Origin of the sequence: Nocardioides sp. (genome assembly GCF_030149505.1) — a bacterium.
GTDB lineage: Bacteria > Actinomycetota > Actinomycetes > Propionibacteriales > Nocardioidaceae > Nocardioides.
In genome coordinates this window covers 1-24,805 of the sequence record NZ_JASBRN010000007.1, presented here as the reverse complement: position 1 = coordinate 24,805, position 24,805 = coordinate 1, and the positions used below count along the sequence as shown (strand labels likewise).

Annotated in this window: 24 protein-coding genes and 1 tRNA gene; 19 read left to right on the top strand and 6 right to left on the bottom strand. The window is 73.8% G+C overall.

Annotated features, from left to right (window positions below):
* Positions 1-92: 92 nt before the first annotated feature.
* From Q1V71_RS01160 to nudC, 4 genes are read left to right on the top strand one after another with little or no spacing between them, the layout of a single operon-like run.
* On the top strand, positions 93-3,365 hold the full coding sequence (locus Q1V71_RS01160; protein ID WP_300639564.1) for an ATP-dependent DNA helicase: 3,273 nt from the start codon (positions 93-95) through the stop codon (positions 3,363-3,365).
* The gene (locus tag Q1V71_RS01155) at positions 3,362-6,592 is read left to right on the top strand and encodes an ATP-dependent DNA helicase (protein WP_300639561.1); all 3,231 of its coding nucleotides are present in this window, start codon (positions 3,362-3,364) and stop codon (positions 6,590-6,592) included. The genes Q1V71_RS01160 and Q1V71_RS01155 overlap by 4 nt, the downstream gene beginning before the upstream one ends.
* Before the next feature lie 20 nt (positions 6,593-6,612).
* Complete coding sequence (locus Q1V71_RS01150) at positions 6,613-7,254, top strand: SDR family oxidoreductase (protein ID WP_300639558.1); 642 nt, start codon at positions 6,613-6,615, stop codon at positions 7,252-7,254.
* A complete protein-coding gene (gene nudC, locus Q1V71_RS01145) occupies positions 7,251-8,174 on the top strand; it encodes an NAD(+) diphosphatase (RefSeq protein WP_300639555.1) in 924 nt (307 codons plus the stop codon). Before Q1V71_RS01150 ends, nudC begins: the two co-directional genes overlap by 4 nt.
* Before the next feature lie 24 nt (positions 8,175-8,198).
* Here nudC and Q1V71_RS01140 read toward each other — a convergent pair whose 3' ends face one another.
* Positions 8,199-8,456: a mycoredoxin gene (locus Q1V71_RS01140; RefSeq protein ID WP_300639553.1), complete on the bottom strand. Its 258-nt coding sequence runs from the start codon at positions 8,454-8,456 to the stop codon at positions 8,199-8,201.
* A 78-nt stretch (positions 8,457-8,534) separates the two neighbouring features.
* On the opposite strand from Q1V71_RS01140, the gene Q1V71_RS01135 reads away from it, so the two are divergent.
* The 6 genes from Q1V71_RS01135 to Q1V71_RS01110 all read left to right on the top strand — a co-directional run bounded on the left by Q1V71_RS01135 (position 8,535) and on the right by Q1V71_RS01110 (position 12,133).
* Entirely contained in the window at positions 8,535-10,586 is a 2,052-nt protein-coding gene (locus tag Q1V71_RS01135) for a UvrD-helicase domain-containing protein (protein WP_300639549.1), read from the top strand.
* A 195-nt stretch (positions 10,587-10,781) separates the two neighbouring features.
* A complete protein-coding gene (locus Q1V71_RS01130; RefSeq protein ID WP_300639546.1) occupies positions 10,782-10,985 on the top strand; it encodes a hypothetical protein in 204 nt (67 codons plus the stop codon).
* A gap of 116 nt (positions 10,986-11,101) precedes the next feature.
* The gene (locus Q1V71_RS01125; protein WP_300639542.1) at positions 11,102-11,389 is read left to right on the top strand and encodes a WhiB family transcriptional regulator; all 288 of its coding nucleotides are present in this window, start codon (positions 11,102-11,104) and stop codon (positions 11,387-11,389) included.
* Positions 11,390-11,458: 69 nt separating this feature from the next.
* A complete protein-coding gene (locus Q1V71_RS01120) occupies positions 11,459-11,623 on the top strand; it encodes a hypothetical protein (protein ID WP_300639540.1) in 165 nt (54 codons plus the stop codon).
* 75 nt (positions 11,624-11,698) lie between these two features.
* The gene (locus Q1V71_RS01115; RefSeq protein ID WP_300639537.1) at positions 11,699-11,854 is read left to right on the top strand and encodes a hypothetical protein; all 156 of its coding nucleotides are present in this window, start codon (positions 11,699-11,701) and stop codon (positions 11,852-11,854) included.
* Positions 11,855-11,971: 117 nt separating this feature from the next.
* Entirely contained in the window at positions 11,972-12,133 is a 162-nt protein-coding gene (locus tag Q1V71_RS01110) for a hypothetical protein (protein WP_300639534.1), read from the top strand.
* Here Q1V71_RS01110 and Q1V71_RS01105 read toward each other — a convergent pair.
* Together Q1V71_RS01105 and Q1V71_RS01100 are read right to left on the bottom strand one after the other, a co-directional pair.
* On the bottom strand, positions 12,064-13,026 hold the full coding sequence (locus tag Q1V71_RS01105) for a TOMM precursor leader peptide-binding protein (protein ID WP_300639531.1): 963 nt from the start codon (positions 13,024-13,026) through the stop codon (positions 12,064-12,066). The genes Q1V71_RS01110 and Q1V71_RS01105 overlap by 70 nt on opposite strands.
* Before the next feature lie 130 nt (positions 13,027-13,156).
* A complete protein-coding gene (locus Q1V71_RS01100) occupies positions 13,157-13,315 on the bottom strand; it encodes a DUF5679 domain-containing protein (RefSeq protein ID WP_091115022.1) in 159 nt (52 codons plus the stop codon).
* A gap of 193 nt (positions 13,316-13,508) precedes the next feature.
* Between Q1V71_RS01100 and Q1V71_RS01095 the strand changes: the two genes are divergently transcribed.
* From Q1V71_RS01095 to Q1V71_RS01085, 3 genes are all read left to right on the top strand, one after another.
* Positions 13,509-14,333, top strand: a complete 825-nt coding sequence (locus tag Q1V71_RS01095) for an enoyl-CoA hydratase-related protein (RefSeq protein WP_300639527.1) — start codon at positions 13,509-13,511, stop codon at positions 14,331-14,333.
* 336 nt (positions 14,334-14,669) lie between these two features.
* Positions 14,670-15,725 carry a PHP domain-containing protein gene (locus Q1V71_RS01090; RefSeq protein ID WP_300639524.1) on the top strand — a complete coding sequence of 352 codons (1,056 nt, stop codon included), beginning with the start codon at positions 14,670-14,672 and terminating at the stop codon, positions 15,723-15,725.
* 67 nt (positions 15,726-15,792) lie between these two features.
* Complete coding sequence (locus tag Q1V71_RS01085) at positions 15,793-16,314, top strand: M48 family metallopeptidase (protein WP_300639521.1); 522 nt, start codon at positions 15,793-15,795, stop codon at positions 16,312-16,314.
* 10 nt (positions 16,315-16,324) lie between these two features.
* On the opposite strand, the gene Q1V71_RS01080 is transcribed toward Q1V71_RS01085, so the two are convergent.
* Together Q1V71_RS01080 and Q1V71_RS01075 are read right to left on the bottom strand one after the other, a co-directional pair.
* On the bottom strand, positions 16,325-16,888 hold the full coding sequence (locus tag Q1V71_RS01080; protein WP_300639518.1) for an NUDIX domain-containing protein: 564 nt from the start codon (positions 16,886-16,888) through the stop codon (positions 16,325-16,327).
* Positions 16,885-18,339, bottom strand: coding sequence for a zinc-dependent metalloprotease (locus Q1V71_RS01075; protein ID WP_300639515.1), 1,455 nt, complete (start codon positions 18,337-18,339; stop codon positions 16,885-16,887). The genes Q1V71_RS01080 and Q1V71_RS01075 overlap by 4 nt, the downstream gene beginning before the upstream one ends.
* 42 nt (positions 18,340-18,381) lie before the next feature.
* On the opposite strand from Q1V71_RS01075, the gene Q1V71_RS01070 reads away from it, so the two are divergent.
* The 6 genes from Q1V71_RS01070 to Q1V71_RS01045 all read left to right on the top strand — a co-directional run bounded on the left by Q1V71_RS01070 (position 18,382) and on the right by Q1V71_RS01045 (position 23,971).
* On the top strand, positions 18,382-18,855 hold the full coding sequence (locus tag Q1V71_RS01070; RefSeq protein ID WP_300639512.1) for a molybdenum cofactor biosynthesis protein MoaE: 474 nt from the start codon (positions 18,382-18,384) through the stop codon (positions 18,853-18,855).
* 75 nt (positions 18,856-18,930) lie between these two features.
* Positions 18,931-19,158 (top strand): hypothetical protein, encoded by a 228-nt coding sequence (locus Q1V71_RS01065; protein ID WP_300639509.1) that lies wholly within the window; start codon positions 18,931-18,933, stop codon positions 19,156-19,158.
* A gap of 98 nt (positions 19,159-19,256) precedes the next feature.
* Positions 19,257-20,309, top strand: a complete 1,053-nt coding sequence (locus Q1V71_RS01060) for a PDZ domain-containing protein (RefSeq protein ID WP_300639505.1) — start codon at positions 19,257-19,259, stop codon at positions 20,307-20,309.
* Positions 20,306-20,905, top strand: coding sequence for a PPA1309 family protein (locus tag Q1V71_RS01055; protein ID WP_300639502.1), 600 nt, complete (start codon positions 20,306-20,308; stop codon positions 20,903-20,905). The genes Q1V71_RS01060 and Q1V71_RS01055 overlap by 4 nt, the downstream gene beginning before the upstream one ends.
* The gene (locus tag Q1V71_RS01050) at positions 20,902-23,847 is read left to right on the top strand and encodes a UPF0182 family protein (RefSeq protein ID WP_300639499.1); all 2,946 of its coding nucleotides are present in this window, start codon (positions 20,902-20,904) and stop codon (positions 23,845-23,847) included. The genes Q1V71_RS01055 and Q1V71_RS01050 overlap by 4 nt, the downstream gene beginning before the upstream one ends.
* A gap of 50 nt (positions 23,848-23,897) precedes the next feature.
* Positions 23,898-23,971, top strand: a tRNA-Met gene (locus Q1V71_RS01045).
* 78 nt (positions 23,972-24,049) lie between these two features.
* Here the strand turns inward: Q1V71_RS01045 and Q1V71_RS01040 are convergent.
* On the bottom strand, positions 24,050-24,550 hold the full coding sequence (locus Q1V71_RS01040; protein ID WP_300639496.1) for a site-specific integrase: 501 nt from the start codon (positions 24,548-24,550) through the stop codon (positions 24,050-24,052).
* Between the last annotated feature and the right edge of the window lie 255 nt (positions 24,551-24,805).

Sequence of the window (24,805 nt, the reverse complement as noted above, 5' to 3'; positions counted from 1 at the left end):
TCGCGCAGGCTTTCGACCGCTGGTCTGGTCGGGTCCGGGGCGGGAGTGTCGGAGGCGGATGGTCTGATGGCCCGGTGCCCCCCGTCGACCGCATGAGCGCCACCGGGCCGGCGTACGTCCTGGAGCGCGCGCCGGCGGCGAGCGAGCGACCGCGGCTCGACGCCGACCAGCAGCGCGTGGTCGACCACGCGGGCGGGCCGCTGCTGGTGCTGGCCGGGCCGGGCACCGGCAAGACGACCACCCTCGTGGAGGCGATCGCCCGCCGCATCGAGGACGGCGCCCGGCCCGAGCAGGTGCTCGCACTGACCTTCTCCCGCAAGGCCGCCGAGCAGCTGCGCGACCGGGTCACCGCCCGCCTCGGGCGCACGATGAGCACCCCGCTGGCCTCGACCTTCCACTCCTTCGCCTACGGCCTGATCCGCGAGCTCGCGCCGGCCGAGCTCTACGAGTCGCCGCTGCGGCTGCTCTCGGCGCCCGAGAGCGACGTGGTGCTGCGCGAGCTGCTCGCGCAGACCCCGGAGTCGGTGCGCTGGCCGCAGGCGCTCGAGCACGCGCTCGGCACCCGTGGCTTCGCCAAGGAGGTGCACGCCGTGCTCTCCCGCGCGCGTGAGAAGGGACTGGAGGGGCCCGACCTCGCGCGCCTCGGCCGCGAGCACGGCGCCCCCGAGCTGGTGGCCGCGGGCCTGTTCCTCGACGCCTACCTCACCAACCTCGACGCCCAGGGCGCCACCGACCACCCCGACCTGATCCGCCGGGCGACCCTCGAGGCCGAGGTCCACCGCGACCAGCTCCGGGCGCGGCTGCGGCACGTCTTCGTCGACGAGTACCAGGACACCGACCCCGGACAGGTCGCCCTGCTGCGGGCGCTGGCCGGCGACGGCCGCGACCTCGTGGCCGTGGGCGACCCGCACCAGTCGATCTACGCCTTCCGCGGGGCCGAGGTGCGCGGGATCCTGGAGTTCCCCACGGCCTTCCCGACCGCCGACGGGCGCCCGGCGCCGGTGGTCGCGCTGCGCACCACCCGCCGCTTCGGGCCGCGTCTGCTCGTCGCCGCCCAGCGCGTGGCGGGCCGGCTGGGCCTGCCCGGCACGATCGACCAGGCCGCCCGCGAGGCGTTCCTCATGCCGCGCTCGGAGGCAGGCGTCGAGGGCCGGGTCACGGTGCGCACCTTCGACACCGAGCGCGCCGAGGCCGAGCACCTCGCCGACCTGCTGCGCCGCGCGCACCTCGAGGACGGGGTCGACTGGGACGACATGGCGGTGCTGGTGCGCTCCGGCCGCAGCACCATCCCTCCGTTGCGGCGGGCGCTGGCCGCGGCCGGTGTGCCGGTCGAGGTCGCCAGCGACGAGCTCCCGCTGGTCCGCGACCCCGCCGTGCTCCCGCTGCTCGACGCGCTCCGCGCGGTGGTCCACCTGCACGAGGAGGACCCCGCGCACCCCGACCACGTCGGGCCGGCCCGGGCCGAGGCGCTGCTGACCGGCCCGCTCGGCGGCCTGGACGCCGGCGACGTACGCCGCCTGGCGCGACGCCTGCGCACCCGCGAGAAGGAGCGCGCCCACCGCGAGGAGCGCACCCCCCGACCCTCCCGCGAGCTGCTGCGCGCGTGCGTCCTCGACCCCAACGTCCTCGCCGGACTGCCCCACGGCCCCGAGGCCCCCGAGGTCGACCGGGTGCGCGCGGTGACCGACCTGCTCGCGAGCACCCGGGCCGCGCTGGAGGAGGGCGAGTCCGCGGAGCACCTGCTGTGGCGGCTGTGGTCCGGCACCCCGTGGCCGGAGCGGCTGCGCCGGGCCGTCGAGAGCGGCGGTGGCGCCGCGCGCCGGGCCCACCGCGACCTCGACGCGGTCTGCGCGCTGTTCGAGGTGGCCGCCCGGGCCGAGGAGCAGCGTGACCACCTCGGGGTGCGCACCTTCCTGGAGACGCTGGTCGCGCAGGAGATCCCGGCCGACACCCTGGCCGAGCGCGGCTCGCGCGGCTCGGCGGTGCGGCTGCTCACCGCCCACCGCTCGAAGGGCCTGGAGTGGCGGCTGGTCGTCGTCGCCCACGTCCAGCAGGACGCCTGGCCCGACCTGCGCCGACGCTCGACGCTGCTGCAGGCCGACCGGATCGGTGCGGGCGAGCTGGTGCCGCCGGTGAGCCGACGCGAGCTGCTGCTGGAGGAGCGCCGGCTCTTCTACGTCGCCTGCACCCGAGCCCGCGAGCGGCTGGTCGTGACCGCGGTGGCCTCGCCCGACGACGAGGGCGAGCAGCCCTCCCGCTTCCTCGAGGAGCTCGGGGTGAGCGTGGAGCCGGTCGTCGGCCGCCCCCGCCGGCCGCTGTCGATGGACGGGTTGGTGGCCGAGCTGCGCCGCACCCTGGCCGACCCCGGCACCAGCGAGCCGCTGCGCGAGGCGGCGGCCCGGCGGCTGCGCCGGCTGGCGGGGGAGCACGTGGGCAGCGGCGACCGCGTGCGGCCGCTGGTCCCACAGGCCGACCCCGGCACCTGGTGGGGCACCCGCGCGGCCTCGTTGTCGCCGCAGCCGGTGCGCGACCCCGAGCAACCCGTCCCGGTCTCGGCGTCGGTCCTGGAGGCGCTCGGCCTCTGCCCGACCCGCTGGTTCCTGGCCGACGAGGCGGGCGGCGTGGTGCGCTCCCACCAGTCGGCCAACCTCGGCCAGATGGTGCACGCCCTCGCCGAGAGGGTCTCCACCGGCGAGCTCGCCGCGGCGCCCGACGAGGAGGGCCTGGCGCTACTGATGGAGCAGGTCGACGCGGTGTGGGGTCGGCTGGAGTTCCGCACGCCGTGGTCCCGGGCCCGCGAGCACGAGCGCATCCGGGTCGCGCTCACCCGCTTCCTGCGCTGGCACCACGCCAACCCCCGCGCCCTGGTCGGCACGGAGTCCCGCTTCACCACCGAGGTCGACCTGCCCGACGGCGAGCGGGTCCGGCTGATCGGGTACGCCGACCGGGTCGAGCTCGACCACGACGGCCGGGTCGTGGTGGTCGACCTCAAGACCGGGCGCTCGGCGCCCACGGGCCCGGCCGTGCAGCAGCACCTCCAGCTCGGCCTCTACCAGTACGCCGTGGACCGCGGCGCCGTCGACGAGGTGCTCGCCCCCCACACCGGTGCGCCGGGCGTGGCGGGCGGTGCCGAGCTGGTGCAGCTCGGCCTCGAGGACGGCTCCGAGACCGCGACCGTGCAGCTGCAGGACGTCCAGCCCGACGGTGGGACGGCCCGCGAGGAGCTGCTGCGCCGGCTCCAGCACGCCGCGGTGATGCTGCGCCAGGAGAGCTTCCCGGCCGTGGCCGGCGCGCACTGCCGCGACTGCCCCTTCGTGCCGCTGTGCCCGATCAAGTCCGCCGGACCGGTGGTGGGGGCGCCGTGAGCCTGCTCGCCGACGGGCCGCTGCAGATCCGCACGCCCGAGGACCTCCAGCGCGCGATGGGCACCCACTACGCGCCGAGCCCCCAGCAGTGGCGGGCGATCTCGGCGCCGCTGGCCCCGGCGGTCGTCGTGGCCGGCGCCGGCTCGGGCAAGACCACCCTGATGGCCGCCCGCGTGGTGCACCTGGTGCTCACCGGCCAGGTGCGTCCCGACGAGGTGCTCGGCCTGACGTTCACCACCAAGGCCGCCAGCGAGCTGCGCCAGCGGGTGCGCGAGGCGCTGCGCGCCGCAGGCGTCCTCGACGCCGACACCGAGGTCCCGCTGGGCGACGAGGCGCCCGACGACACCCTCGAGCCGACCGTGCTGACCTACCACGCCTACGCCGCCCAGCTGCTCTCCGAGCACGGGCTGCTCATCGGCCACGAGCCCGACACCCGCGTCATCACCGACGCCGCGCGCTACCAGCTGGGCGCCCGGGTGGTCGACGGCTGGACCGGCGACGTCCGCGCGCTGTCGGACCACCCGCCCACCGTCATCCAGAACCTGCTGGCCCTCGACAGCGCGATGAGCGAGCACCTGGTCGGCCCCGACGACGTGCGGCGCACCGACGAGGAGGCTCGCCGCGGGTTCCTGCGCGCGATCGAGGAGGAGGCGGCCGGCAAGGGCCGCAAGACCTGGCGCGAGGCGGCCGAGAAGGCGATCCACGCCCTCGACCGCCGCGCGGAGCTGCTCGGCCTGGTCGGCGGCTACCGCCGGCTCAAGGCCGACCTCGGCCTCATGGACTTCTCCGACCAGATCGAGCTGGCCGCGCGGCTGGCCCGGCAGCAGCCGGGCGTGGGAGCCGCGGAGCGGGCCCGCTTCAAGGTCGTCCTCCTCGACGAGTACCAGGACACCTCCGTCGCGCAGGCGGTGATGCTCGGCCACCTCTTCTCCGGGCCCGACCCCGAGCACGGCCGCGGGCACGCGGTGACCGCCGTCGGCGACCCCAACCAGGCGATCTACGGCTGGCGCGGCGCCTCGGTCTCCAACATCCTCGGCTTCGGCGAGACCTTCCCGTCCGCCGACGGCGGGCCGGTCCCGACGTACCCCCTGACCGTCAACCGGCGCTCGGACCGGCGCATCCTCGAGGTCGCCAACCGGCTCGCCGGCCCGCTGCTCGAGGCCTACCAGCAGGTCGAGCCGCTGGAGCCCAAGCCCGACGCCGACGACGGGACCGTCGAGGTCGCGGTGCACGAGACGCACGCCGACGAGCTGGCCTGGCTGGCGCAGGAGGTCGTGGCCGTCCACGATCGAGGCGGTCGCTGGGCCGACGTCGGGGTGCTGACCCGCGACAACCAGCACGCCGCGGAGGTTTTCGACGCCCTCACCGCCGCCGGGGTCCCGGTCGAGATCGTCGGCCTGTCGGGGCTGCTGCGGCTGCCCGAGGTCGCCGAGGTCGTGGCCTGCCTGACCCTGCTGCACGACGTCACGGCCAACGACGCCCTGCTCACCCTGCTCTCCGGGCCGCGGTGGGCGGTCGGCCCGCGCGACCTGCGGCTGCTGGCCGAGCGCGCCCGTGAGCTGGCGGGCTTCTCGGCCCGCACCCGGCACGCCTCGGCGCTGGAGGAGCTGGTCGCCATCGCCGACGGGGTCGATCCCGCCGAGGTGCCCTCGCTCGACGACGCGCTGGCCGACCCCGGCGACCGGCCCTACTCCGAGGAGGCGCGCGAGCGGTTCGCCCTGCTGGCCGCCGAGCTGCGGCTGCTGCGCTCGGTGGTGGGCGAACCCCTGCTCGACGTGGTGCGCCGGATCCTCGACGTCACCGGTGCCGACGTCGAGCTCGCCTCCGCGGTCAGCCCCGCGGCCGAGGCCCGCCGCGACAACCTCGACCTCTTCGTGCGGGCGGTCGCGGACTTCCAGGCCGTCGACGGCGCGGTGACCCTGCCGGCCCTGCTGGCCTACCTCACCGCCGAGGACGACCAGGGCAACGGGCTGGACCTGGCCACGCCGACGCTCGCCGACTCCGTCAAGCTGCTCACGGTCCACCGCTCCAAGGGTCTGGAGTGGGACACCGTCTTCCTGGTCGGCACCTGCGAGGGCCGCTTCCCCAGCAACCGCTCGCGCACCCTGTGGACCTCCTCACCGGCCGTGCTCCCCGCGCCCCTGCGTGGCGACGCCGCCGACCAGCCGCAGCTGCTCGGCCACGACAAGGCCGCGCTCGACGCCTACCGCCAGGCGACCCGCGACCACGACGCCGAGGAGGAGCTGCGCCTGGGGTACGTCGCGGTCACCCGCGCCGCCCACCGGCTCTGCGTCACGTCGTACTGCTGGTCCGAGCGCGCCACGCCCTTCGGCCCCTCGGCCTACCAGCGGGTGCTCAAGGAGCAGCTCGAGGAGTGGGGGACCCCGCCGGGCACCTGGCGGGAGAAGCCCCAGAAGGGCGACCCCAACCCCTACTCCGCCGTCGACTCCTCCCGGCCCTGGCCGGTCACCACGGCCGGCCGGGAGGCGCTGCTGCGCCGCGAGGCCGCCCGCCGGGTGCGCGCCGCCGAGCCTGCCGCGCAGGACGAGGGGCTGGACATGATCGAGGCCGCGCGGGTGGCCGAGTGGGACGTCGAGCTCGACCGGCTGCTGGCCGAGGCGCGGCGCGACCGGGCCGCTCTCACCCGGGTGCGGCTGCCGGCGAGCCTGTCGGCGACCGCGATGTCCCGGCTGCGCGACGACCCCGAGGCGTTCGCCCGGGAGCTGGCGCGCCCGATGCCCCGCCCGCCGTCGTCCGCCGCGCGGTTCGGCACCCGGTTCCACGCCTGGGTCGAGGCGCGCTTCGGCCAGCAGGACCTCTTCGACCCCGACGAGCTCCCCGGTCGCGGCGACGCCGGTATTGACGACGAGTCGGACCTGCAGGAGCTGGTGACGGCCTTCGAGACCGGCCCGTTCGGTGCGCGGGTGCCGCACCGGGTCGAGGCGCCCTTCTCGCTGGTGCTGGCCGGGCAGGTGGTGCGGGGGCGGATCGACGCGGTCTACCGCGAGCCGGACGGCGGCTACCTCCTGGTCGACTGGAAGACCAACCGCCGGGCCGACGCCGACCCGCTGCAGCTCGCGCTCTACCGCCTGGCCTGGGCCGAGCTGCACGACCTCGACCCCGACCAGGTCCGCGCGGCGTTCTACTACGTGCGCACCGGGAGCGTCGAGGAGCCCGCCGACCTGCCCGGGCGCGCGGCCCTCGAGGCGCTCCTGGGGCCCTCGTAGGCGCGGTCTAGTCTCGGGCCATGAGCGCTGTGGTGGTCGTCGGGGCAGGACCGGGGGTCAGCGGCTCGCTGGCCCGGCTGTACGCCGCGGAGGGCTGGTCGGTGGGCCTGGTCGGCAACGACGAGGCGGTGCTGGCCGACCTCGCCGCCACGCTCGTCGGCGTCCAGGTCGAGCGCCGGGTCGCCGACGTCTCCGACCCCGTTGCAGGTCGGCAGGCCGTGGCCGACGTCGCCGAGCGGCTGGGCCGGGTCGACGTGCTGCACGTCAACCCCAGTGCCTACCGCGAGGCCGACCCGCTGCACCTGACGGTCGAGGACCTGTTGGTCGACGTGCGGCTGGGGGTCGGTGTGCTGCTGACGGCCGTCCAGGCGGCCCACCCGTGGATGGGCCCGGGAGCGCGGGTGAGTGCCACGGGATCGATGGCCGCCGACGAGCCGAACCACGTCGCCGCCTCGCTCGGCGTGCAGAAGGCCGGTCTGCGCAACCTCGTGCTCTCCCTCGACCGCACCCTCCAGGCGGAGGGCATGCGCGCGGTCTCGGTCACCGTGCGCGGTGCCCTGGCGAAGGAGGGGACGTTCAGCCCCGACAGCGTCGCGGCCGCGATCCTGGCCGCCACCCGCCAGGACGAGGCGGCCTGGCAGGCGGAGGTCAGCCACCCGTGAGCGGCACTGCACCGTCGTACGCGCACCTGAGGATGGCGGCCGACGCGCACGACCGGGCGGCCCTGCGCCGCGCCGACGACGCCTGGCTCGAGGCACGGTGGGCCGACCCCGCGACCCGGGTGCTGGTCGTCTCCGGGACCCGGATCCGTCCCGTCGACGGCCGGGTCGACTGGATCTCCCCGGCCCAGGCTCCCGACGGCCTGCGCGTGCTGCTGGGGGAGTGGCAGGACCGGGCCTGGTTCGCCGTGGTCACCGACGCCGCGGTGTCGAAGCAAGGGCAGGGGTGGGTGCCGTTGCGGGGCCTGCTGCCGGCGCTGGCCGACGACGCGCTGGCCTATGCCCCGCTGGTCTTTCACGCTCTCGGCCTGGCCGAGTGGCTCTTCGCGACCCGCTTCTGCCCACGCTGTGCCGGGGCGCTGGAGCCACGCCGATCCGGGCACGAGCTGGTGTGCACGCAGTGCGGGAAGCCGCAGTTCCCGCGCACCGACCCCGCCGTGATCATGGTCGTGGCCTCCGGGGAGCCGGGCAGCGAAGACGAGCGCTGCCTGCTGGGCCGCCAGGCGATCTGGCCCGAGGGCCGCTTCTCCACCCTGGCCGGGTTCTGCGAGCCGGGGGAGACCCTCGAGGACGCGGTGCGGCGCGAGGTGCTCGAGGAGACCGGGGTCCGCGTCGGGGACGTGGAGTACTTCGGCAACCAGCCGTGGCCGCTGCCGGCCAGCCTGATGCTCGGCTTCGTCGGGCGCGCGACCAGCACCGAGATCGAGGTCGACCACGACGAGCTCGAGGACGCCCGGTGGTTCACCCGCGCCGAGATGCGCGAGCAGGCGGAGGCAGGCACGCTGGTGCTGCCCGGCGGGGTCTCGATCAGCCGCTCGCTGGTTGAGCACTGGTACGGCGGAGCCCTGCCGGGTCAGTGGTGATCGCGCCCGCTGGCGCGGCTGCGTTCAGGCCAGCGCGGCCAGCTTCTCCTTGACCTGCGCGAGCGAGGGATTGGTCTGCGCGGTGCCGTCGGAGTACACCAGCGTCGGCACCGTCTGGTTGCCGCCGTTGACTTGCTCGACGATCAGCGCCGCGTCGGGGTCCTGCTCGATGTCGACGACGGAGTAGGCGATGCCCTCGCGGTCCATCTGGCTCTTCAGGCGGTGGCAGTAGCCGCACCACGGGGTGCTGTACATCGTCACGCTGGCTGTGGACGCGCTCATCGGGGCTGTCCCCTCCTCGATCTAGGCTGGTGGCCGTTCCCACCCGCAACCTCACACGACCCGGAGTTGTTCCCGCCGATGCCCCCCGCCCCCACCCGTGCCGAGGCGCTGCTGGACGCGCTGGACCCCGAGCAGCGGGCGGTGGCCGAGGCGCTGCGCGGTCCGGTGCGGGTGCTGGCCGGTGCCGGCACCGGCAAGACCCGGGCGATCACCCACCGCATCGCCCACGGCGTCGCGACCGGCACCTACGCGCCGACCGAGGTCCTGGCGGTGACCTTCACGACCCGAGCCGCCGGGGAGATGCGCTCCCGGCTGCGCACGCTCGGGGCCGGCGGGGTGCAGGCGCGCACCTTCCACTCCGCCGCGCTGCGCCAGCTGCGGTACTTCTGGCCGCACGTGCACGGGGTCGACCTGCCGGTGCTCACCGAGTCCAAGATCGGGCTGCTCGCCGGTGCCTGCCGGCGCCAGCGGCTGCGCGCCGACCAGGCCCAGCTGCGCGACCTCGCCTCCGAGGTCGAGTGGGCCAAGGTCTCCAACGTCGGCCCCGACGACTACGCCCGGATCGCCACGGCCCGCGGCCGCGAGGTGACCGGGCTCGATGCCGACACGGTGGGCCGGGTCTTCGGCGCCTACGAGGACGTCAAGCGCGCCGAGGGCCGGATGGACATGGAGGACGTCCTGCTGCTCACCGCCGGTCTGCTGGCCGAGGACGAGCGGGTCGCCGCCCAGGTCCGTCGGCAGTACAAGTGGTTCGTCGTCGACGAGTTCCAGGACGTTTCACCGCTGCAGTCCGCGCTGCTGGACCTCTGGCTCGGTGGCCGCGACGAGATCTGCGTGGTGGGCGACCCCGCCCAGACGATCTACTCCTTCGCCGGCGCCAACGCCGACTACCTCCGTGACTTCCCGCGCAAGTTCCCCGGCACCACCTCGGTGGAGCTGGTGCGCAACTACCGCTCGACCCCGGAGATCGTCCGCACCGCGACGACGCTGCTGGCCGGCACCCCGAGCCAGGGCGTGGCCTTGCGCTCGGAGCAGCCGGCGGGCGCGGCGGTGGAGTTCGCCCCCCAGCCCGACGAGGTGGCCGAGGCCGAGGCCACGGCCGCGCGGGTCCTGGCGCTGCGCGACGAGGGCGTGCCGCTGTCGGAGATGGCGGTGCTCTTCCGGATCAACGCCCAGTCCGAGGCCTTCGAGGAGGCGCTCTCGGCGCGCTCCCTGCCCTACGTCATCCGGGGCGCCGGCCGCTTCTTCGAGCGGCCCGAGGTGCGCGAGGCGGTGACCCGCATCCGTGGGGCGGCCCGCAGCGCGCCGGGGGAGGACCTGGTCGAGACCGTGCGCTCGACCCTGGCCGGCATGGGCTGGACGCCGGAGCCGCCGCGCGCCCGTGGCCAGACCCGGGACCGGTGGGAGTCCTGGCAGGCGCTGGTCGACCAGGCCGAGGAGTACGCCGCCGGCGAGGGCACCGCGCAGGAGGACCCGCTCAACGCCTTCGTCGACGAGCTCGACCGCCGGGCCGCCGAGCAGCACGCCCCGGTCGCCGAAGGCGTCACGCTGGCCACCTTCCACGCCGCCAAGGGTCTGGAGTGGGACGTCGTGTTCTGCGTCGGCCTGCAGGACGGCACCCTGCCGATCACCTACGCCGACACCCCCGCAGCGGTCGAGGAGGAGCGTCGGCTGCTCTACGTCGGCATCACCCGTGCGCGACGCACGCTACGGCTGTCGTGGTCCGCGGCGCGCAACCCTGGCGGCCGCGGCAACCGCAAGCCCTCGCGCTTCCTCGACCCGGTGCTCCCGGACTCGGCCCGTCCGGCGGAGCCGAGCGCGCGGCGCCGCGGTGCGATGACCTGCCGCGAGTGCGGGCGTCCTCTGACCACGCCGGCGGAGAAGAAGCGGGCGCGCTGCGAGGACTGCCCCGCCTCCTACGACGAAGAGCTCTTCGAGCGCCTCCGCGAGTGGCGCAAGGGCCGCGCCGACGAGGAGAAGGTGCCGGCCTTCGTGGTCTTCAACGACGCCACGTTGCAGCTCATCGCCGAGGTGCGGCCCACCACCGAGCGGGAGCTGCTCAAGATCAGCGGGATCGGCCGCTCGAAGCTGGAGAAGTACGGCGAGGACGTGCTCGGCCTGCTCGCCTGAGCACGCCCGCGACCGGGTGCGAGCTGCCCCCTCGTGGCCCGTGGCCGGAGGTTGCCAGGAGAAAATCAAGAAATAGTCAAAAAATGGTTTGCTCCTTACATCGCCCAGGCACTACCTTCCTGATCACGTCCTGAACACCCGCGCACCACGGCCCTGACACAGCCGGCGCCCTACGCACCTGAGGAGGTGGACCCCATGGAGAACATCACGCGCCAGACGACGGCTCAGACCCCGTCGCGCTTCGGCATGCCCGCATGCGGCCACCGCTGGACCCAGGTCCAGGGCTCCCTCCTCGAGGGTGCTGCCGTGCCGGCCGTCGTGCGTGATCGCGGCGCCAAGGCCGGCGTCTTCGCCATCTACACCCCGGGTGACAACGCCTGGAGGCCACCGACCTGTTGAGACCAACAGTCACCGGCACCTCCAGGCCGCGGAACCCGACACCGGGATCCGCGGCCTTCGTGTTTCCCGGACCAGTCGAGCTGCGACCAGTCCCACGAGAGGAGGTGATCGAACCGATGACTGTCAGTGTCCTCGAGCTGCACGACGAGCTCGCCAAGGTCGACGACGAGACCATGCCCTGCCGGGTCAACAACCCCGAGCTGTGGTTCGCCGAGACCCCGGCCGACGTCGAGCGTGCCAAGGCGCTCTGCGTGGAGTGCCCCGTCCGCAGCCTCTGCCTCGCCGGCGCCCTGGAGCGCCGCGAGCCGTGGGGGGTCTGGGGAGGAGAGCTCTTCCTGCAGGGAGTCGTCATCCCGCGCAAGCGACCCCGTGGCCGTCCGCGGAAGAACCCCGTGGCCGCCTGAGCCGCACCAGCAGCACCGCACCACCCGCCGAGCACCACCCACCGCACCATCCGAGAGAGAGACCACGAGATGTTCCCGCAGACCGAGACCCTGGCTCGCGCGCAGATCAGCGCCCGCCTGGGAGAGGCGCAGCGCCGGCGCCAGGGCCACGAGCTCGCTCGAGCCCACCGCTTCAGCCGACGCGCCGAGCACGCCGCCGTGCAGGCTCGACTCGCCCTCGCCCGAGCGCTCTGAGCGCAGCACCGCACCACGAAGAAGAGACCACCTGACATGCACAACGACACGATCCGGAGCACCACCATGGAACTCATGAACGAGAACCTGGCCCGCGCGCAAATGTCCGCGCGCCTGGGAGAGGCGCACGAGCTGCGACGGGGCCACCAGCTGGCCCGTGCCAAGCGCTTCGGCCGCAAGGCCGAGGTCGCCGCTCAGCAGGCGAGGCTCGCCCTCGCCCGCGCCCTCTGACGGGGACGGGCTGCAGGCACGACACCACCGGCACCTGATCGCGGGTGCCACCCGGGAGCCGGGGCAACGACGGAGAGTCCGTCGGGGCCCCGGCTTCTCGGCGTTCTAGGCTCCAGCATGGTCACCTGCGACTTCTGCGGTCGGCGCGAGGACGACGAGGCCGCCACCCTGCGCTGGAGCACCGCGGTCGACGACGGGCGACGGCGTCGCTACTGCGAGACCTGCTCGCGCGAGCACCTGCGCTCGATGGAGGGCAAGCTGGCTCCCGAGCACTGGTGAGCGGCCAGCTCGGCCCAGCCGCAGCCGCAGCGCGGGTGCCGCAGCCACTCCCGCCGCTGTGGTGAGGGGTCCGGGCCCAGCCGCACCGTCGCCGACCAGGTGCTCGGCCGCTCCCCGTCGACCCAGCGCAGCACGTCGCGGACCGCCCAGGCCAGCGCCAGCTGCCACAGCACGGGGTCCAGCGGGGCGGGCGCGGTCACGTCCGCCTGCTGCTCGAGCACCAGCGGCCGGCGCGGGTCGACGTCGGCGAGGTGCGCATCGAGGCAGCGCAGGCACGCGGTGCGGCCCGGCGCGACGAACGGCCCGAGCACGACGTGGTCGAGCTCGCCGTGCACCAGCAGGTGCGGGCGGTCCTGCTGCGTGAGGGCGTCGAGCTCGCAGCGGTCCGGCTGCCCCTCCCGCAGCACCAGCACCACGTCGGGCGGGCCGGTGCAGGTCGGGACGCCGGCGGTGGCCAGCAGCCGTTCCACGGTGACCCGGTCCGGTGAGGGGCCGTCCACGGCCACGACCGCCTGGCGGCGTACGGCCCAGCGCGCCGCGGCGCCGGCCGGGTCCGCGCACCAGGTGGCGGCGAGGGCAGCGCGCTCGACCGGCCCGGCGGCGTACGACGCCAGGCTGGTGCGCAGGGTGGGACCGTCGACGAGCAGTCCGGCGGTGTGCAGCCGGTCCAGCGCCAGGGCTGCCCCGGGGGCGTCGCGCACGTCGGCCGCGAGCGGTGAGCCCTCCTGCAGGGCGCCGAGCACCCGGCGTACCTCGGGGGTGTCGGGCAGGACGGCGGCCCGTGCGTCGAGTCCGACCTGGACGTGCTGGGCGTCGCGCCGGGCCACGGCGGTGCCGGGCAGCAGTCGCGGCTGCTCGGGGAGCGGGCCAGCCGGTGCGGGGGCTGAGGTCATGACCGTGGTCTACCCGGTCCGCGCCGTCGGGGCCGGCGCTCCTCCACAGGCCCGTTCGCGGAGCGGGAAAGCGCAGGACCGGCACCCGCCGTGAGGCGCGTGCCGGTCCTGGGTGGTTCTCCGGTGAGGCTCAGGCCTTGCCGAGGATCCGGTTGAGGTTGGTCGAGCAGACGGGGCACACGGCCTTGGCCATGCGGGTGCCCTTGTCGTTCACCTTGACCTCGCCCTCTGCCTCGCGCTTCTCCTTGCACTTCACGCAGTAGAACTCGCCGCTCCAGGTCTCCGCCATGACGGCCTCCTTGCCTATTCTCACTTCGGTCGTCGCGGCGGGGAGAGTGAGGGGAAGCCCGCCGGGGCCAGGCGGTCTGCCGCCGGCCGAGACGACCCTACGGCACGCTCAGCCAGGCGTGCGACAGGCGCCCCCCTGCGGTGCGCCGAGCGTGTCGGCGCGGGGGAGCCGGGCGCTGGTTGGATGGGGTGCCATGAGCACCTCGACGCCCGGGCCGGCACCGGTCCCCGCCCTGTCCCACCTGCGCCTCGAGCGGCCCTCCGAGGGGGTCGCGGTCCTGGTCCTGGACAACCCCGGCATGCGCAACGCCATGTCGGAGGAGATGACCTCCTCGTGGGTGGCTGCGGTCGAGGCGCTCGCCGACGACCCGACCGTGCGCGTGGTGGTCGTGACTGGAGAGGGCAGCGCCTTCTCCTCCGGCGGCGACACCGCCTGGATCGCCAGCGAACCCGAGGCCGGGGTCGACCGGCTCCGCTCGCGGATGCTGCCCTTCTACCGCGCCTGGCTGACCATCCGACGACTCGAGGTGCCGACGATCGCGGCGATCAACGGCCCGGCGATCGGGGCCGGGCTGTGCCTGGCGCTGGCCTGCGACATCCGGTACGCCGCGGAGGGCGCGCGCATGGGCGTCCCGTTCGTGCGGCTGGGGCTGCACCCCGGCATGGCCGGCACCCACCTGCTCCCCGAGGCGGTCGGGGTGGCTGCGGCTCGGGACCTGCTGCTCACCGGGCGCCTGGTGCGCGACGAGGAGGCGGTCCGGCTCGGCCTGGTCTCCCGGGTGCTCCCGGCCGAGACCTTCCTCGAGGAGGTCCTCGAGACCGCCCGAGGGATCGCGGCGACCGCGCCCATCGCGAGCCGGCTGACCAAGCTGGCGCTGCTCGACGGCGGGCACGCCGACTTCGAGGCGGCGCTGCAGTGGGAGGCGCTCGCGCAGCCCGTCACGCTCGCGACCGCGGACCTGCAGGAGGGCATCGCGGCGGCGCAGGAGAAGCGCGCGCCGCGCTTCCGCGGCGTCTGAGCGGGCTCGTCGTCGCCCGAGAGCTGGTGCGGGCCCCCGGCCGGCACCGTAGGCCTGCCTTCCCCTTGCGGACCTCCGGAGCCGGACCCGGGGGCCCGTCTGCGCGGGACGCTAGGGGGCGGCGGCGAGCGTGGTCAACGCGTCGCGGCGATTCGGCTCCCCACCCTGTGGAGGAAGGTGTGGACGACGCTGTGGAGACACGCCCGGAGCCGGTGGAGGAGCACCGCGAGCCTGTGGGCGGGACCTGTGGAGGAGCAACCGGCCGCGGTGCCCGTCGCGGCACCTGACCTGGGCGGACGTTCCTCCACGGGGTGTGGAGGGAAGAGGATGGGGGCCATGACCAGACCGCAGGAGTACGCCGACGGTCCGATCGCCGCCCTGCGCCGGGTCGCGTTCCTGCTCGAGCGCGGCCGGGAGGACACCTACAAGGTCAAGGCCTTCCGCGGTGCCGCGGCCGCGCTGCTGCCCCTGGACCCCGACGACGTCGCGGCCCACGTCGAGGCCGGGACGCTGTCCTCGATCCCCGGGATCGGCGCGAGCTCGGCCGCGGTCGTCGCCGACGCGGTGCGCGGCGTCCTGCCCGACCGGCTGGCGCGCCTCGAGGACGAGCACGGCGGACCGCTGGCCGAGGGCGGAGGCGAGCTGCTCGCGCAGCTGCGCGGGGACCTGCACTCCCACTCCGACTGGTCCGACGGCGGGTCACCGATCGAGGAGATGGCCTTCACCGCGATGGAGCTGGGCCGCGAGTACCAGCTGCTCACCGACCACTCGCCGCGCCTCAAGGTCGCGCGCGGGCTCTCCGCCGAGCGGCTGGCCCGCCAGCTCGACGTCGTCGACGCCGTCAACGACCACCTCGACGCCACCGGGGCGGGGGAGGGCTTCACCCTGCTCAAGGGGATCGAGGTCGACATCCTGGACGACGGGTCGCTGGACCAGACCGACGAGCTGCTCGCGCGGCTGGACGTGCGGGTGGCCAGCGTCCACTCCAAGCTGCGGATGGACGCCCCGGCCATGACCCGGCGGATGGTCGCGGCGGTGCAGAACCCTTTCGTCAACGTCCTCGGTCACTGCACCGGCCGCCTGGTCACCGGCGGGCGCGGCAAGCGCCCCGAGTCGGAGTTCGACGCCCGCGCGGTCTTCGAGGCGTGCGCGGAGACCGGCACCGCCGTCGAGATCAACTCCCGCCCCGAGCGCCGCGACCCGCCCACCCGTCTGCTGGAGCTGGCCCGCGACCTCGGCTGCCTGTTCGCCATCGACACCGACGCACACGCCCCGGGCCAGCTGGACTTCCTGGCGTACGGCGCCGAGCGTGCCGCGGCCGCGGGCATCGAGCCCGACCGGATCGTCACGACCTGGCCGAAGGACCGGCTCCTGGAGTGGGCCGCGGTCTGAGGCCTGGTCGGCGCGGGTGTGCGGCGAGGTCCCCGGCTCGAGCCGGCCGCCGGGCTACTGTCGGGCCATGACGGCGGTCGAGGTGCGCAGGTCCAAGCGCCGCCGTCGCACGGTCTCGGCCTACCGCGAGGGCGACCGGATCGTCGTGCTCGTGCCGGCCACCCTGACCCAGGCCGAGGAGGCCGAGTGGGTCGACACGATGGTGGCGCGGATCGAGCGGGCCGAGGCACGGCGCCGGCCGAGCGACGACGCGCTGATGGAGCGCGCGCTGTCGCTGTCGGACCGCTACCTCGGCGGGATCGCCGTGCCCGAGTCGGTGCGCTGGGTCGACAACCAGTCGAGCCGCTGGGGCTCGTGCACACCGGGTGACCGCACCATCCGGCTCTCCACCCGGCTGCAGGGCATGCCGACCTGGGTCATCGACTACGTGCTCGTGCACGAGCTGGCGCACCTCATCGAGACCCACCACAACGACAGCTTCTGGGCCTGGGTGGACCGCTACCCCCAGGCCGAGCGGGCCAAGGGCTACCTCATGGGCTGGTCGGCGGCGGCCAAGCTGGAGGACCTGCCCGAGGGACACGTCGACTGACGCCTCGGGGTCAGGCGGTGGCCGCCCTCGAGCGCGCCAGCGCGATGAGCGCGTGCATCTCGTCCTCGAGCTCCGGCAGCGCCGAGAGGTGGAACCACCGCACGTCCAGCGACTCCTCGCTGGTCTCCGGCCGTGCCGCGAGCGGCGCCCGGGCGACGTAGCGGACGTCGAGGTGCTGGACCGGGCCGCGGGGGTCGCAGAACTCGACCGTGTGCTCGCTGAGCTGCGCGGGCTCCGGGTCCACGCTCAGCTCGGCCAGCCCCGACTCCTCCAGGCCCTCGCGCCGCGCCGCGGCCAGGAGGGTGGCGTCACCGGGCTCGAGGTGGCCACCGAAGTGGAACCACCGTCGTGCCTTGCGGTGCAGGTTGAGCAGCACGTGCTCACCGGTGCGGTCGACGACCAGGACCCCGGCGGTGAGGTGGTCGGGGAAGCAGGACCGCTCCACCCCGTCCTCGTGGGCGCGCAGGTGCATCACGAACCGGGTGCGCAGGGCCTCCTGGGCGGCGTCCGGTGCCGTCCAGCAGTCGAGGGTGCGCAGTGCGTCGGCGTGCAGGGCGGCCGCGTGCGGGCTCACGCGGTCGGGGAGCCGTCGCCGGCTCCGTCGCTCCCGCCCTCGCTCGCGTCGGGGCCGTCGAGGAGCTTGCGCAGCTCGGCGTCGAAGTCCTCCTCGGACAGCGAGTCCGGAGCCGTGGCGTCCGCGCGGAAGCCGAGCGGGTCGTCGAGGTCGGCGGCGGTGGGCAGCAGGTGCGGGTGCATCCAGACGCCGTCGCGGCCCTCGACGCCCTGCCGGGTGCGCAGCGAGCCCCACAGGGTGGAGGCGTCGCGCAGGCGGCGCGGCCGCAGCTCGAGCCCGACCAGCGCGGCGAAGGTGTCCTCGGCGGGACCACCGGCGGCGCGGCGGCGGCGTACGGCCTCCTGGAGCTTGGTGGCCGACGGCATCCGCTGCGCGGTGGCCTGGCCGACGACCTCGTCGACCCAGCCCTCGACGAGCGCGAGGACCACCTCGAGCCGCTGGAGGGCGGCCTGCTGCACCGGCGACTTGGGGATGTCGAACATCCCGCCCTCGACCAGGCGCTGCATGGCGGCGGGGTCGGTCGGGTCGATGCCGCGCAGCTGCTCCTCGACCCGCTCCTGGATGGCGTCGGTGTCGATCTGGATGCCGCTGGCGTAGTCGGTCACCGCCTCGACCACGTGGTCGCGCAGCCACGGGACGCCGGCGAAGAGCCGCTGGTGGGCGGCCTCGCGCAGCGCGAGGTAGAGCAGCACGTCGTCGTCGCTGACGTCGAGGCCCTCGGCGAACGCCGCGACGTTGGCCGGCACCAGCGCGGCCCGGCCGGCCGGGGCCAGCGGGACGCCGACGTCGGAGACGCTCAGCACCTCCTGGGCCAGGGTGCCCAGGCCCGAGCCGACCTGCGAGGCGAGCATGCCGCCGATGACCTTGCCGAGCATGCCGAGCAGCGGCCCGGACATGGCACGGGCCTCCTCGGGCAGCGCGTCGGACAGCGCGTCGACCGAGCGTGCAGCGATCGGCTCGACGAGGTGGCGCCAGACCGCGGCGGTCTCCACGACCCACTCGGCCCGGGACCAGGCGGTGGTGCTGGTGATGCCGGAGGGCAGGTCCGTGGCGTCGTCGAGCCAGTGGTCGGCCAGCCGGACGGCGTCGGCGACGGCGTCCTTCTGCTTCTGGGTGGGGCTGGGGTCGGGCTGCTGGGCGACGACCCGTCGCGCGGTGTCGAGGGCCAGCTCCCAGTTCAGGGGGCCGTCGTAGGGCTGGAGCATCGCCTGGATCTGGCCGAAGAGCTGGCCGAGGTCGGGCATCTGCCCGCCCGCGCCGCCCAGCTGCTGGCCGAAGGCCTGGAACTGCTGCTGGAAGTCCTTGCCGAAGGCGCCGCCCAGGCCACCGCCGAGCCCGCCGCCGGCCATGCCGCCGAAGAGCTGCTCGAACGGCGTGCCCTTGAAGGGGTTGGGCTGCTCGTCCTCGCCGCGGCCCTCGTGCTCGCCCGTGCCGTCGTCGCCACTGCTCATGGGTCCACGGTACGCCGGGCGGCAACTCGCTACGGTGTGCCGGTGACCGATTCCCAGCCCCAGGACCAGCCCGTGGGCGCGACCCCGGACCCGTCGTCCCGCGTGCGCCTGGTGGACGTGCGCGACACGCCGCTGGACGCGGCGGAGGTGCTGGCCGCGATCGCCGACGAGCACGCCGGCGGGGAGACGCTCTTCGTCGGGCGCGTGCGCGACCACGACGGCGGCCGCGGCGTGTTGTCGCTCGACTACTCCGCCCACCCGACCGCGCTCGCGCGGCTGCAGGACGTCTGCGAGCAGGTGGCGGCCCGGCACGAGGTGCGCGCCGTGGCCGCGGTCCACCGCGTCGGCGCGCTGGCGATCGGGGACGTCGCGGTCGTCGTCGCGACCTCGGCCGCCCACCGCGGCCAGGCCTTCGACGCCAGCCGCGACCTGATCGACACCCTCAAGGCCGAGGTGCCGATCTGGAAGCACCAGCGCTTCGCCGACGGCGAGGAGGAGTGGGTCGGGACCCCCTGAGCCCGACCGACGGGTCCCGGGTGGCCGCGGCACGCCTCCGCGACGACGTACCCGCTCTCGCCTAGCCTGCGAGTCGTGGAGATCCTGCTCTGGCTGCTGCCGGCCGCCCTGGTGACGGTGGTGGCGATGTGCTGGGTCGGCTGGGTCGGTCGCGAGCGGCCCGAGCCCGACCGGGAGGTCCTGCTGCGCCGCCTGGAGAAGGGCCTCTCCTCCGGCCCGCCGGTGCGGTACGCCGCCGCGCGGCCCGAGCGCGACCGCAGCACCGGCATCGCGGTGCGGCGCTCGCGCGGCCGTGGCGACTGACGACCTGGTCGGGGGCCCCGCCGGGCCCGTCTGAGGGTCTGCTGAGGACTCGGCAGGACCGGGCGCGCCCGGTTGGCGCCGGATGAGAGGGTGACCTCATGTCCCAGCGCACCCTGGCCGCGCTCCTCGCGGTGCCCCTGGTGCTGGCGATGCTCGTGGCGGCCGCCTTCACCGAGCTGCCGTACGCGACCTACGCCCCCGGCCCGACCGTCGACGTCCTCGACCAGCCCAACGGATCGGAGACGATCGCGGTCCGCGGGACGAAGACCTACCGCGACAACGGCCAGCTGCGCCTGACGACGGTGAGCGTGAGCCCGGTCGGGGAGCAGCTGAGCCTGCCGGAGCTGATGTCGGCGTGGTGGTCGGGCGACCGCGCGGTCTACCCCTACGACTACGTGCACCCCGAGGACGTCACCCCCGAGGAGGACGAGCGCCAGGGCGCGGTGTCGATGGTCACCAGCCAGGACGTCGCGATCGCCAACGCGCTGCGGGCCCTGGACTACGAGGTCGAGCCGACGCTCCAGGTCGCCTTCGTGGTGCCGGACTCGCCCGCCGACGGCGCCCTGGAGGTGCGCGACGTGCTGCTGCGGGTCAACGGCGAGGAGATCACCGACGCCGAGGAGCTGGTGCGCACCATCCAGGGCACCGAGCCGGGCGAGCAGGTCACGTTCCTGCTCGAGCGCGACGGGGAGCGTCGCACGGTCTCGGTCACGCCGCGCGAGGAGGAGGACGGTGTGGTCCGGGTGGGCTTCACGCCCGGTCAGGGGTTCCGCTACCCGTTCCCGGTGTCGGTGAACATCGACCCCGACATCGGCGGCCCCTCGGCGGGCATGATCTTCGCCCTCGGCATCTACGACACCCTCACCGAGGGCTCGCTGACCGGCGGGGGAGTGGTGGCCGGCACGGGCACCATCGACCTCGACGGTGCCGTCGGCCCGATCGGCGGCATCCAGCAGAAGATCGCCGGTGCCGAGCGCGACGGTGCCGAGCTGTTCCTCGTGCCGGCCGACAACTGCGCCGACGCCGCGCAGGTCGACGACGGGTCCCCGCGCCTCGTGCGGGTCGAGACCTTCGAGGACGCCCTGTCCTCGGTCCAGGCCTGGGCCGAGGACCCCGACGCCGAGCTGCCGACCTGCGAGGAGGACGCGTGAGCGAGCCCCTGGACCCCGAGACCCCGCGCGTGGGGGACCTCGACGTCGACCCGGCCCTGGCCTCGGCGGTGCTGGAGATCGAGCAGCACGCCAGCACCCTGGGCTGGGACCAGCCGGCGAAGCTCTTCGCGCTGGTCGACACCGCGCAGCTGGTGCAGCGCGAGCCCGCGCTGGCCGCCGCGATGGGCCTCGACGACGCCGCTGAACAGGGTTCGCTGACGGCAGTCGAGCAGGACGGCCTCGACCCGCGGACGGCGCTGGAGCGCTCGCTGGAGACCATCACGTGGCCGGCGGACGTCACCGGCTGCGCGGCCGTGGTCGAGCGCACGGTGCTGCCGCCCGAGGCCGACGCCGAGATCCCCGAGGATCCCGCGGAGGCCGCGTCGTACGCCGCCTCCCACCCGCACCGCCAGGAGCTGCGCTTGGTGGCCGGTGCGACGCGCGCCGGCGCGACGTACTGCGCGATGCGCTTCCGCAGCCACGACGACGACACCAAGGTGGTGGGCGGGACCGACCTGGTGCCCGCCCTGCTCGAGCTGCTGGCGGCGACGCTGGCCGAGACCGACCCGACCGACGAGGAGCACGATCGACCGTGAGCAGCACTGCGGAGACCCCCGACCTCCCCCCGCCCCCGACCCGCAACCCGCGCTCGCGGGCGCTGGTCATCACCGGCGTGGTGCTGGTCGTCGCCTTCTTCGGCCTCACGACCTTCTCCGGCTTCTACACCGACCGGCTGTGGTACGTCTCCGGCGGCTACGGCGAGGTGTTCTCCACCCTGCTGTGGACCCGGGTCGGGCTCTTCGTCGCGACCGGCCTGGTGATGGCGCTGGTGGTGTGCCTCAACATCGTGCTGGCCTTCCGGCTGCGCCCGATCTTCGTCGGCATGGGCGACCCCAACGGCATGGGCCGCTACCGCGACGCCATCACCCCGATCCGCCGCTGGGTGGTGCTCGGCATCGGCGCGGTGCTGCTGGTCTTCACCGGCACCTCCGGCGCCGGCCAGTGGCGGACCTTCCTGCTGTGGCGCAACGGCGGCGAGTTCGGCAGCGAGGACCTCTACTTCGGCCGCGACATCGGCTTCTTCGTCTTCGACCTGCCCTGGTACCACTTCGTCGTCGACCTGGCGATGGCCGTCCTCGTGCTCTCGGTGATCGCCGCGGCGCTGACCCACTACCTCTACGGGGGCATCTCCCTGCAGGCCTCGGCCGGGGAGCGGATGAGCGGTGCCGCGCAGGCCCAGCTCTCGCTGCTGGTCGGCCTGTTCGTGCTGGCCAAGGGCGTGGACTACTGGCTGGACCGCTTCGACCTGCCCAGCGAGACCGGGAGCCTCATCACCGGCATCACCTACACCGACGACAACGCGGTGCTGCCGGCGCGCAACATCCTCATCGGCATCTCGGTCATCTGCGCGATCTTGTTCTTCCTCAACGTGTGGCGCCGCACCTGGATGCTGCCCTCGATGGGCGTCGCGCTGCTCGCGCTCTCGGCGATCCTGCTCGGGCTGATCTGGCCTGGCATCGTCCAGCAGTTCCAGGTCCGGCCCTCCGAGCTGGACCGCGAGAGCGAGTACATCGGACGCAACATCGAGGCGACCCGGGCGGCCTACGACCTCACCGACGTCCAGATCGAGCCCTACACGCCGGAGGCGTCGATCGGGGCCACGCTGGCCTCGCTCGACGGGCAGACCAAGTCCACGCCGCTGGTCGACCCCCAGGTCGTGCGGGCCGCGTTCGAGCAGACCCAGCAGGTGCGCGGCTACTACTCCGTCGCGCCGGTGCTCGACGTGGGCCGCTACGAGATCGACGGCACCGACCGGGCGCTCGTCCTCGGGGTCCGTGAGCTCAACCAGGACGGCATCTCGGACCAGAACTGGACCAACCTGCACACCGTCTTCACCCACGGCAACGGCATCATCGCGGCGTACGCCAACCAGCGCGGGCGCGACGACCGCAGCCAGCTCGACACCGAGTCGGCCGGCGACACCGCCGCGGGCCTGGAGTGGGCGCAGGGCACGCAGGCCAACGAGAACGACCTGCAGGAGGCCACCGGCGGCTACGAGGACCGGGTCTACTACGGCGAGAACAGCCCGGAGTACTCCATCGTCGGCAAGCCGAGCCCGGACGCCGAGGACTACGAGCTGAACCTGCCGCTGCAGGGATCGGAGGTCGGCGCCTCGACGACGTTCGAGGGTGAGGGCGACGCCCCGGTGGGCTCGACCTGGAACAAGCTGATGTTCGCCATCAAGTTCGGCGAGACCAACTTCCTGCTCTCGGACCGGGTCAACGAGAACTCCCGGGTGCTCTTCGACCGCGACCCCACCGAGCGGCTGCAGAAGGTCGCCCCGTGGCTGACCGTGGACTCCGACCCCTACCCGGCGATCGTGGACGGCCGGATCCAGTGGATCCTCGACGGCTACACCACCACGGACCGGTTCCCGGGCGCGGAGAAGGACTCCTACTCCGACATGATCGACGACGCGCTGGCCGACGCCACGACGGGTCTGCAGACGATCCCCACCGATCAGATCAACTACATGCGCAACGCCGTGAAGGCGACCGTGGACGCCTACACCGGCGAGGTCGTGATCTACGAGTGGGACACCGAGGACCCCCTGCTGAAGGCGTGGATGTCGGCCTTCCCGGGCGTGGTGCAGCCGATCGAGGAGATCCCCGACGAGCTGCGCGAGCACCTGCGCTACCCCGAGGACCTGTTCAAGGTGCAGCGCTTCCAGCTGGCGCGCTACCACGTGACCGACCCCAGTGACTGGTACCAGTCGAACAACCGCTGGGAGGTCCCCGAGGACCCGTACGCGCAGCGCACCTTCCAGCCGCCGTACCGCCTCTTCGTGGACGGCCCGACGGTGCCCGGCGAGGAGGAGACCTTCTCGCTGACCTCGGTCTACACGCCGTTCCGCCGCGAGAACCTGGCCTCCTTCGTCTCCGTCGACTCCGACGCCACGTCGGAGGACTACGGCACGATGCGGGTGCTGGAGCTGCCCAACGAGCAGACCCCGGGCCCGAACCTGGTGGCCAACCAGTTCGCCTCGGACGAGGAGGTCGCCTTCGAGCTGGCCCAGTTCGACCGCTCGGGCGCCCGGCCGGTCTACGGCAACCTGCTGACGCTGCCGGTCGACGACGGGCTGATGTACGTCCAGCCCGTGTACGCCGCCCGCCAGCTCTCCGACGCCAGCTTCCCGATCCTGCGCTTCGTGCTCACCAAGTACGGCGACGACATCGGCATCGGCTCCACCCTGCGGCTCTCGCTGCAGGACCTGCTCACCAACGCGGGCGGCGGCGACCCCGAGCCCGAGCCGGAGCCGGACGAGGGCGAGGTCGACCCGGGCGAGCCCGACCAGCCCGAGGAGACCGACCCGCCGCTGGAGGGTTCGGCCGCCGAGCAGATCCAGCAGCTGCTCACCCGCGCCGAGGCGGCGTTCACCGCGGCCGACGAGGCCCTGGCCGAGGGCGACCTGGCGTCGTACCAGGAGAACGTCGAGCGGGCGCAGCAGCTGATCGAGCAGGCGCTCGCGCTGCGGTAGACCCCGATTTGGCCGCGTCGGTGGGCCCTGTGTAACGTGGGGTTCACCGACGCGGGGTGGAGCAGCTCGGTAGCTCGCTGGGCTCATAACCCAGAGGTCGCAGGTTCAAATCCTGCCCCCGCTACAAAAAACAGGGCCTGACCTGCGGAAACGCAAGTCAGGCCCTGTTGGCATTTCGGCCCATTCACAAGGTATTCACAAGTCACACCGCGTGAAGGTGCTTCTTCGACCCCTTCGCAGGCTTCGACGGCTTGGCCGGAATGACCATGACGGCAGCCGCGTGGGTCGCCGTGTCCTGGCGACCGAGGTACTTCGCCGTGACGTTGATGTCCGCGTGACCGAGCTGATTGGCGATGCTCGCGAGCGAGTGCCCTGCCTCATCCATCCACGTGGCAACCGTGCGCCGGAAGGTGTGCGTACCTGCCCACTCGACTCCCGTCGCAGCGAACACGCGACGGAGAGCCTTGCTCACGTTGTTCCGGTCGCGAGGCTGTCCGAGCTTGGTCGTGAAGTAGGTGACCCCGAACACGAGCCCGGTCGTGCCGTGCAGCTCGGCGCGCTTGCGCAGGCGCTCGACCAGATCGGCGCTCAGTCCGAGGGTCCTGTCTGCCTGTGCCGTCTTGGTGCCACGCACCCGCACGGTTGCCGCGTCCAGGTCCACGTCTGCCCACGACGTGCAGTGAAGGGCTTCACTGATCCGCACGCCGGTCCCGAACAGGAAGTGAGCGAGGCGTCCTTGCGGGCGAAGACGGCTGCGGTCTGCGTGCCGTGGGTCTCGATCTCGTGTGACATGTCGGGGTCCTCCCGGGTAGCGGATCAAACGGGCTCTTCGTACTTCAGGTGGGGATGAGGGTGTCGAGTCCTCCGCCGATGAGCAGCATGCGTAGCCGGTAGTTGTCGTAGTTGCGGAAGCCGCGGGCGACGCGGCGGTGGAGTTCGATGAGTCCGTTGATGGCTT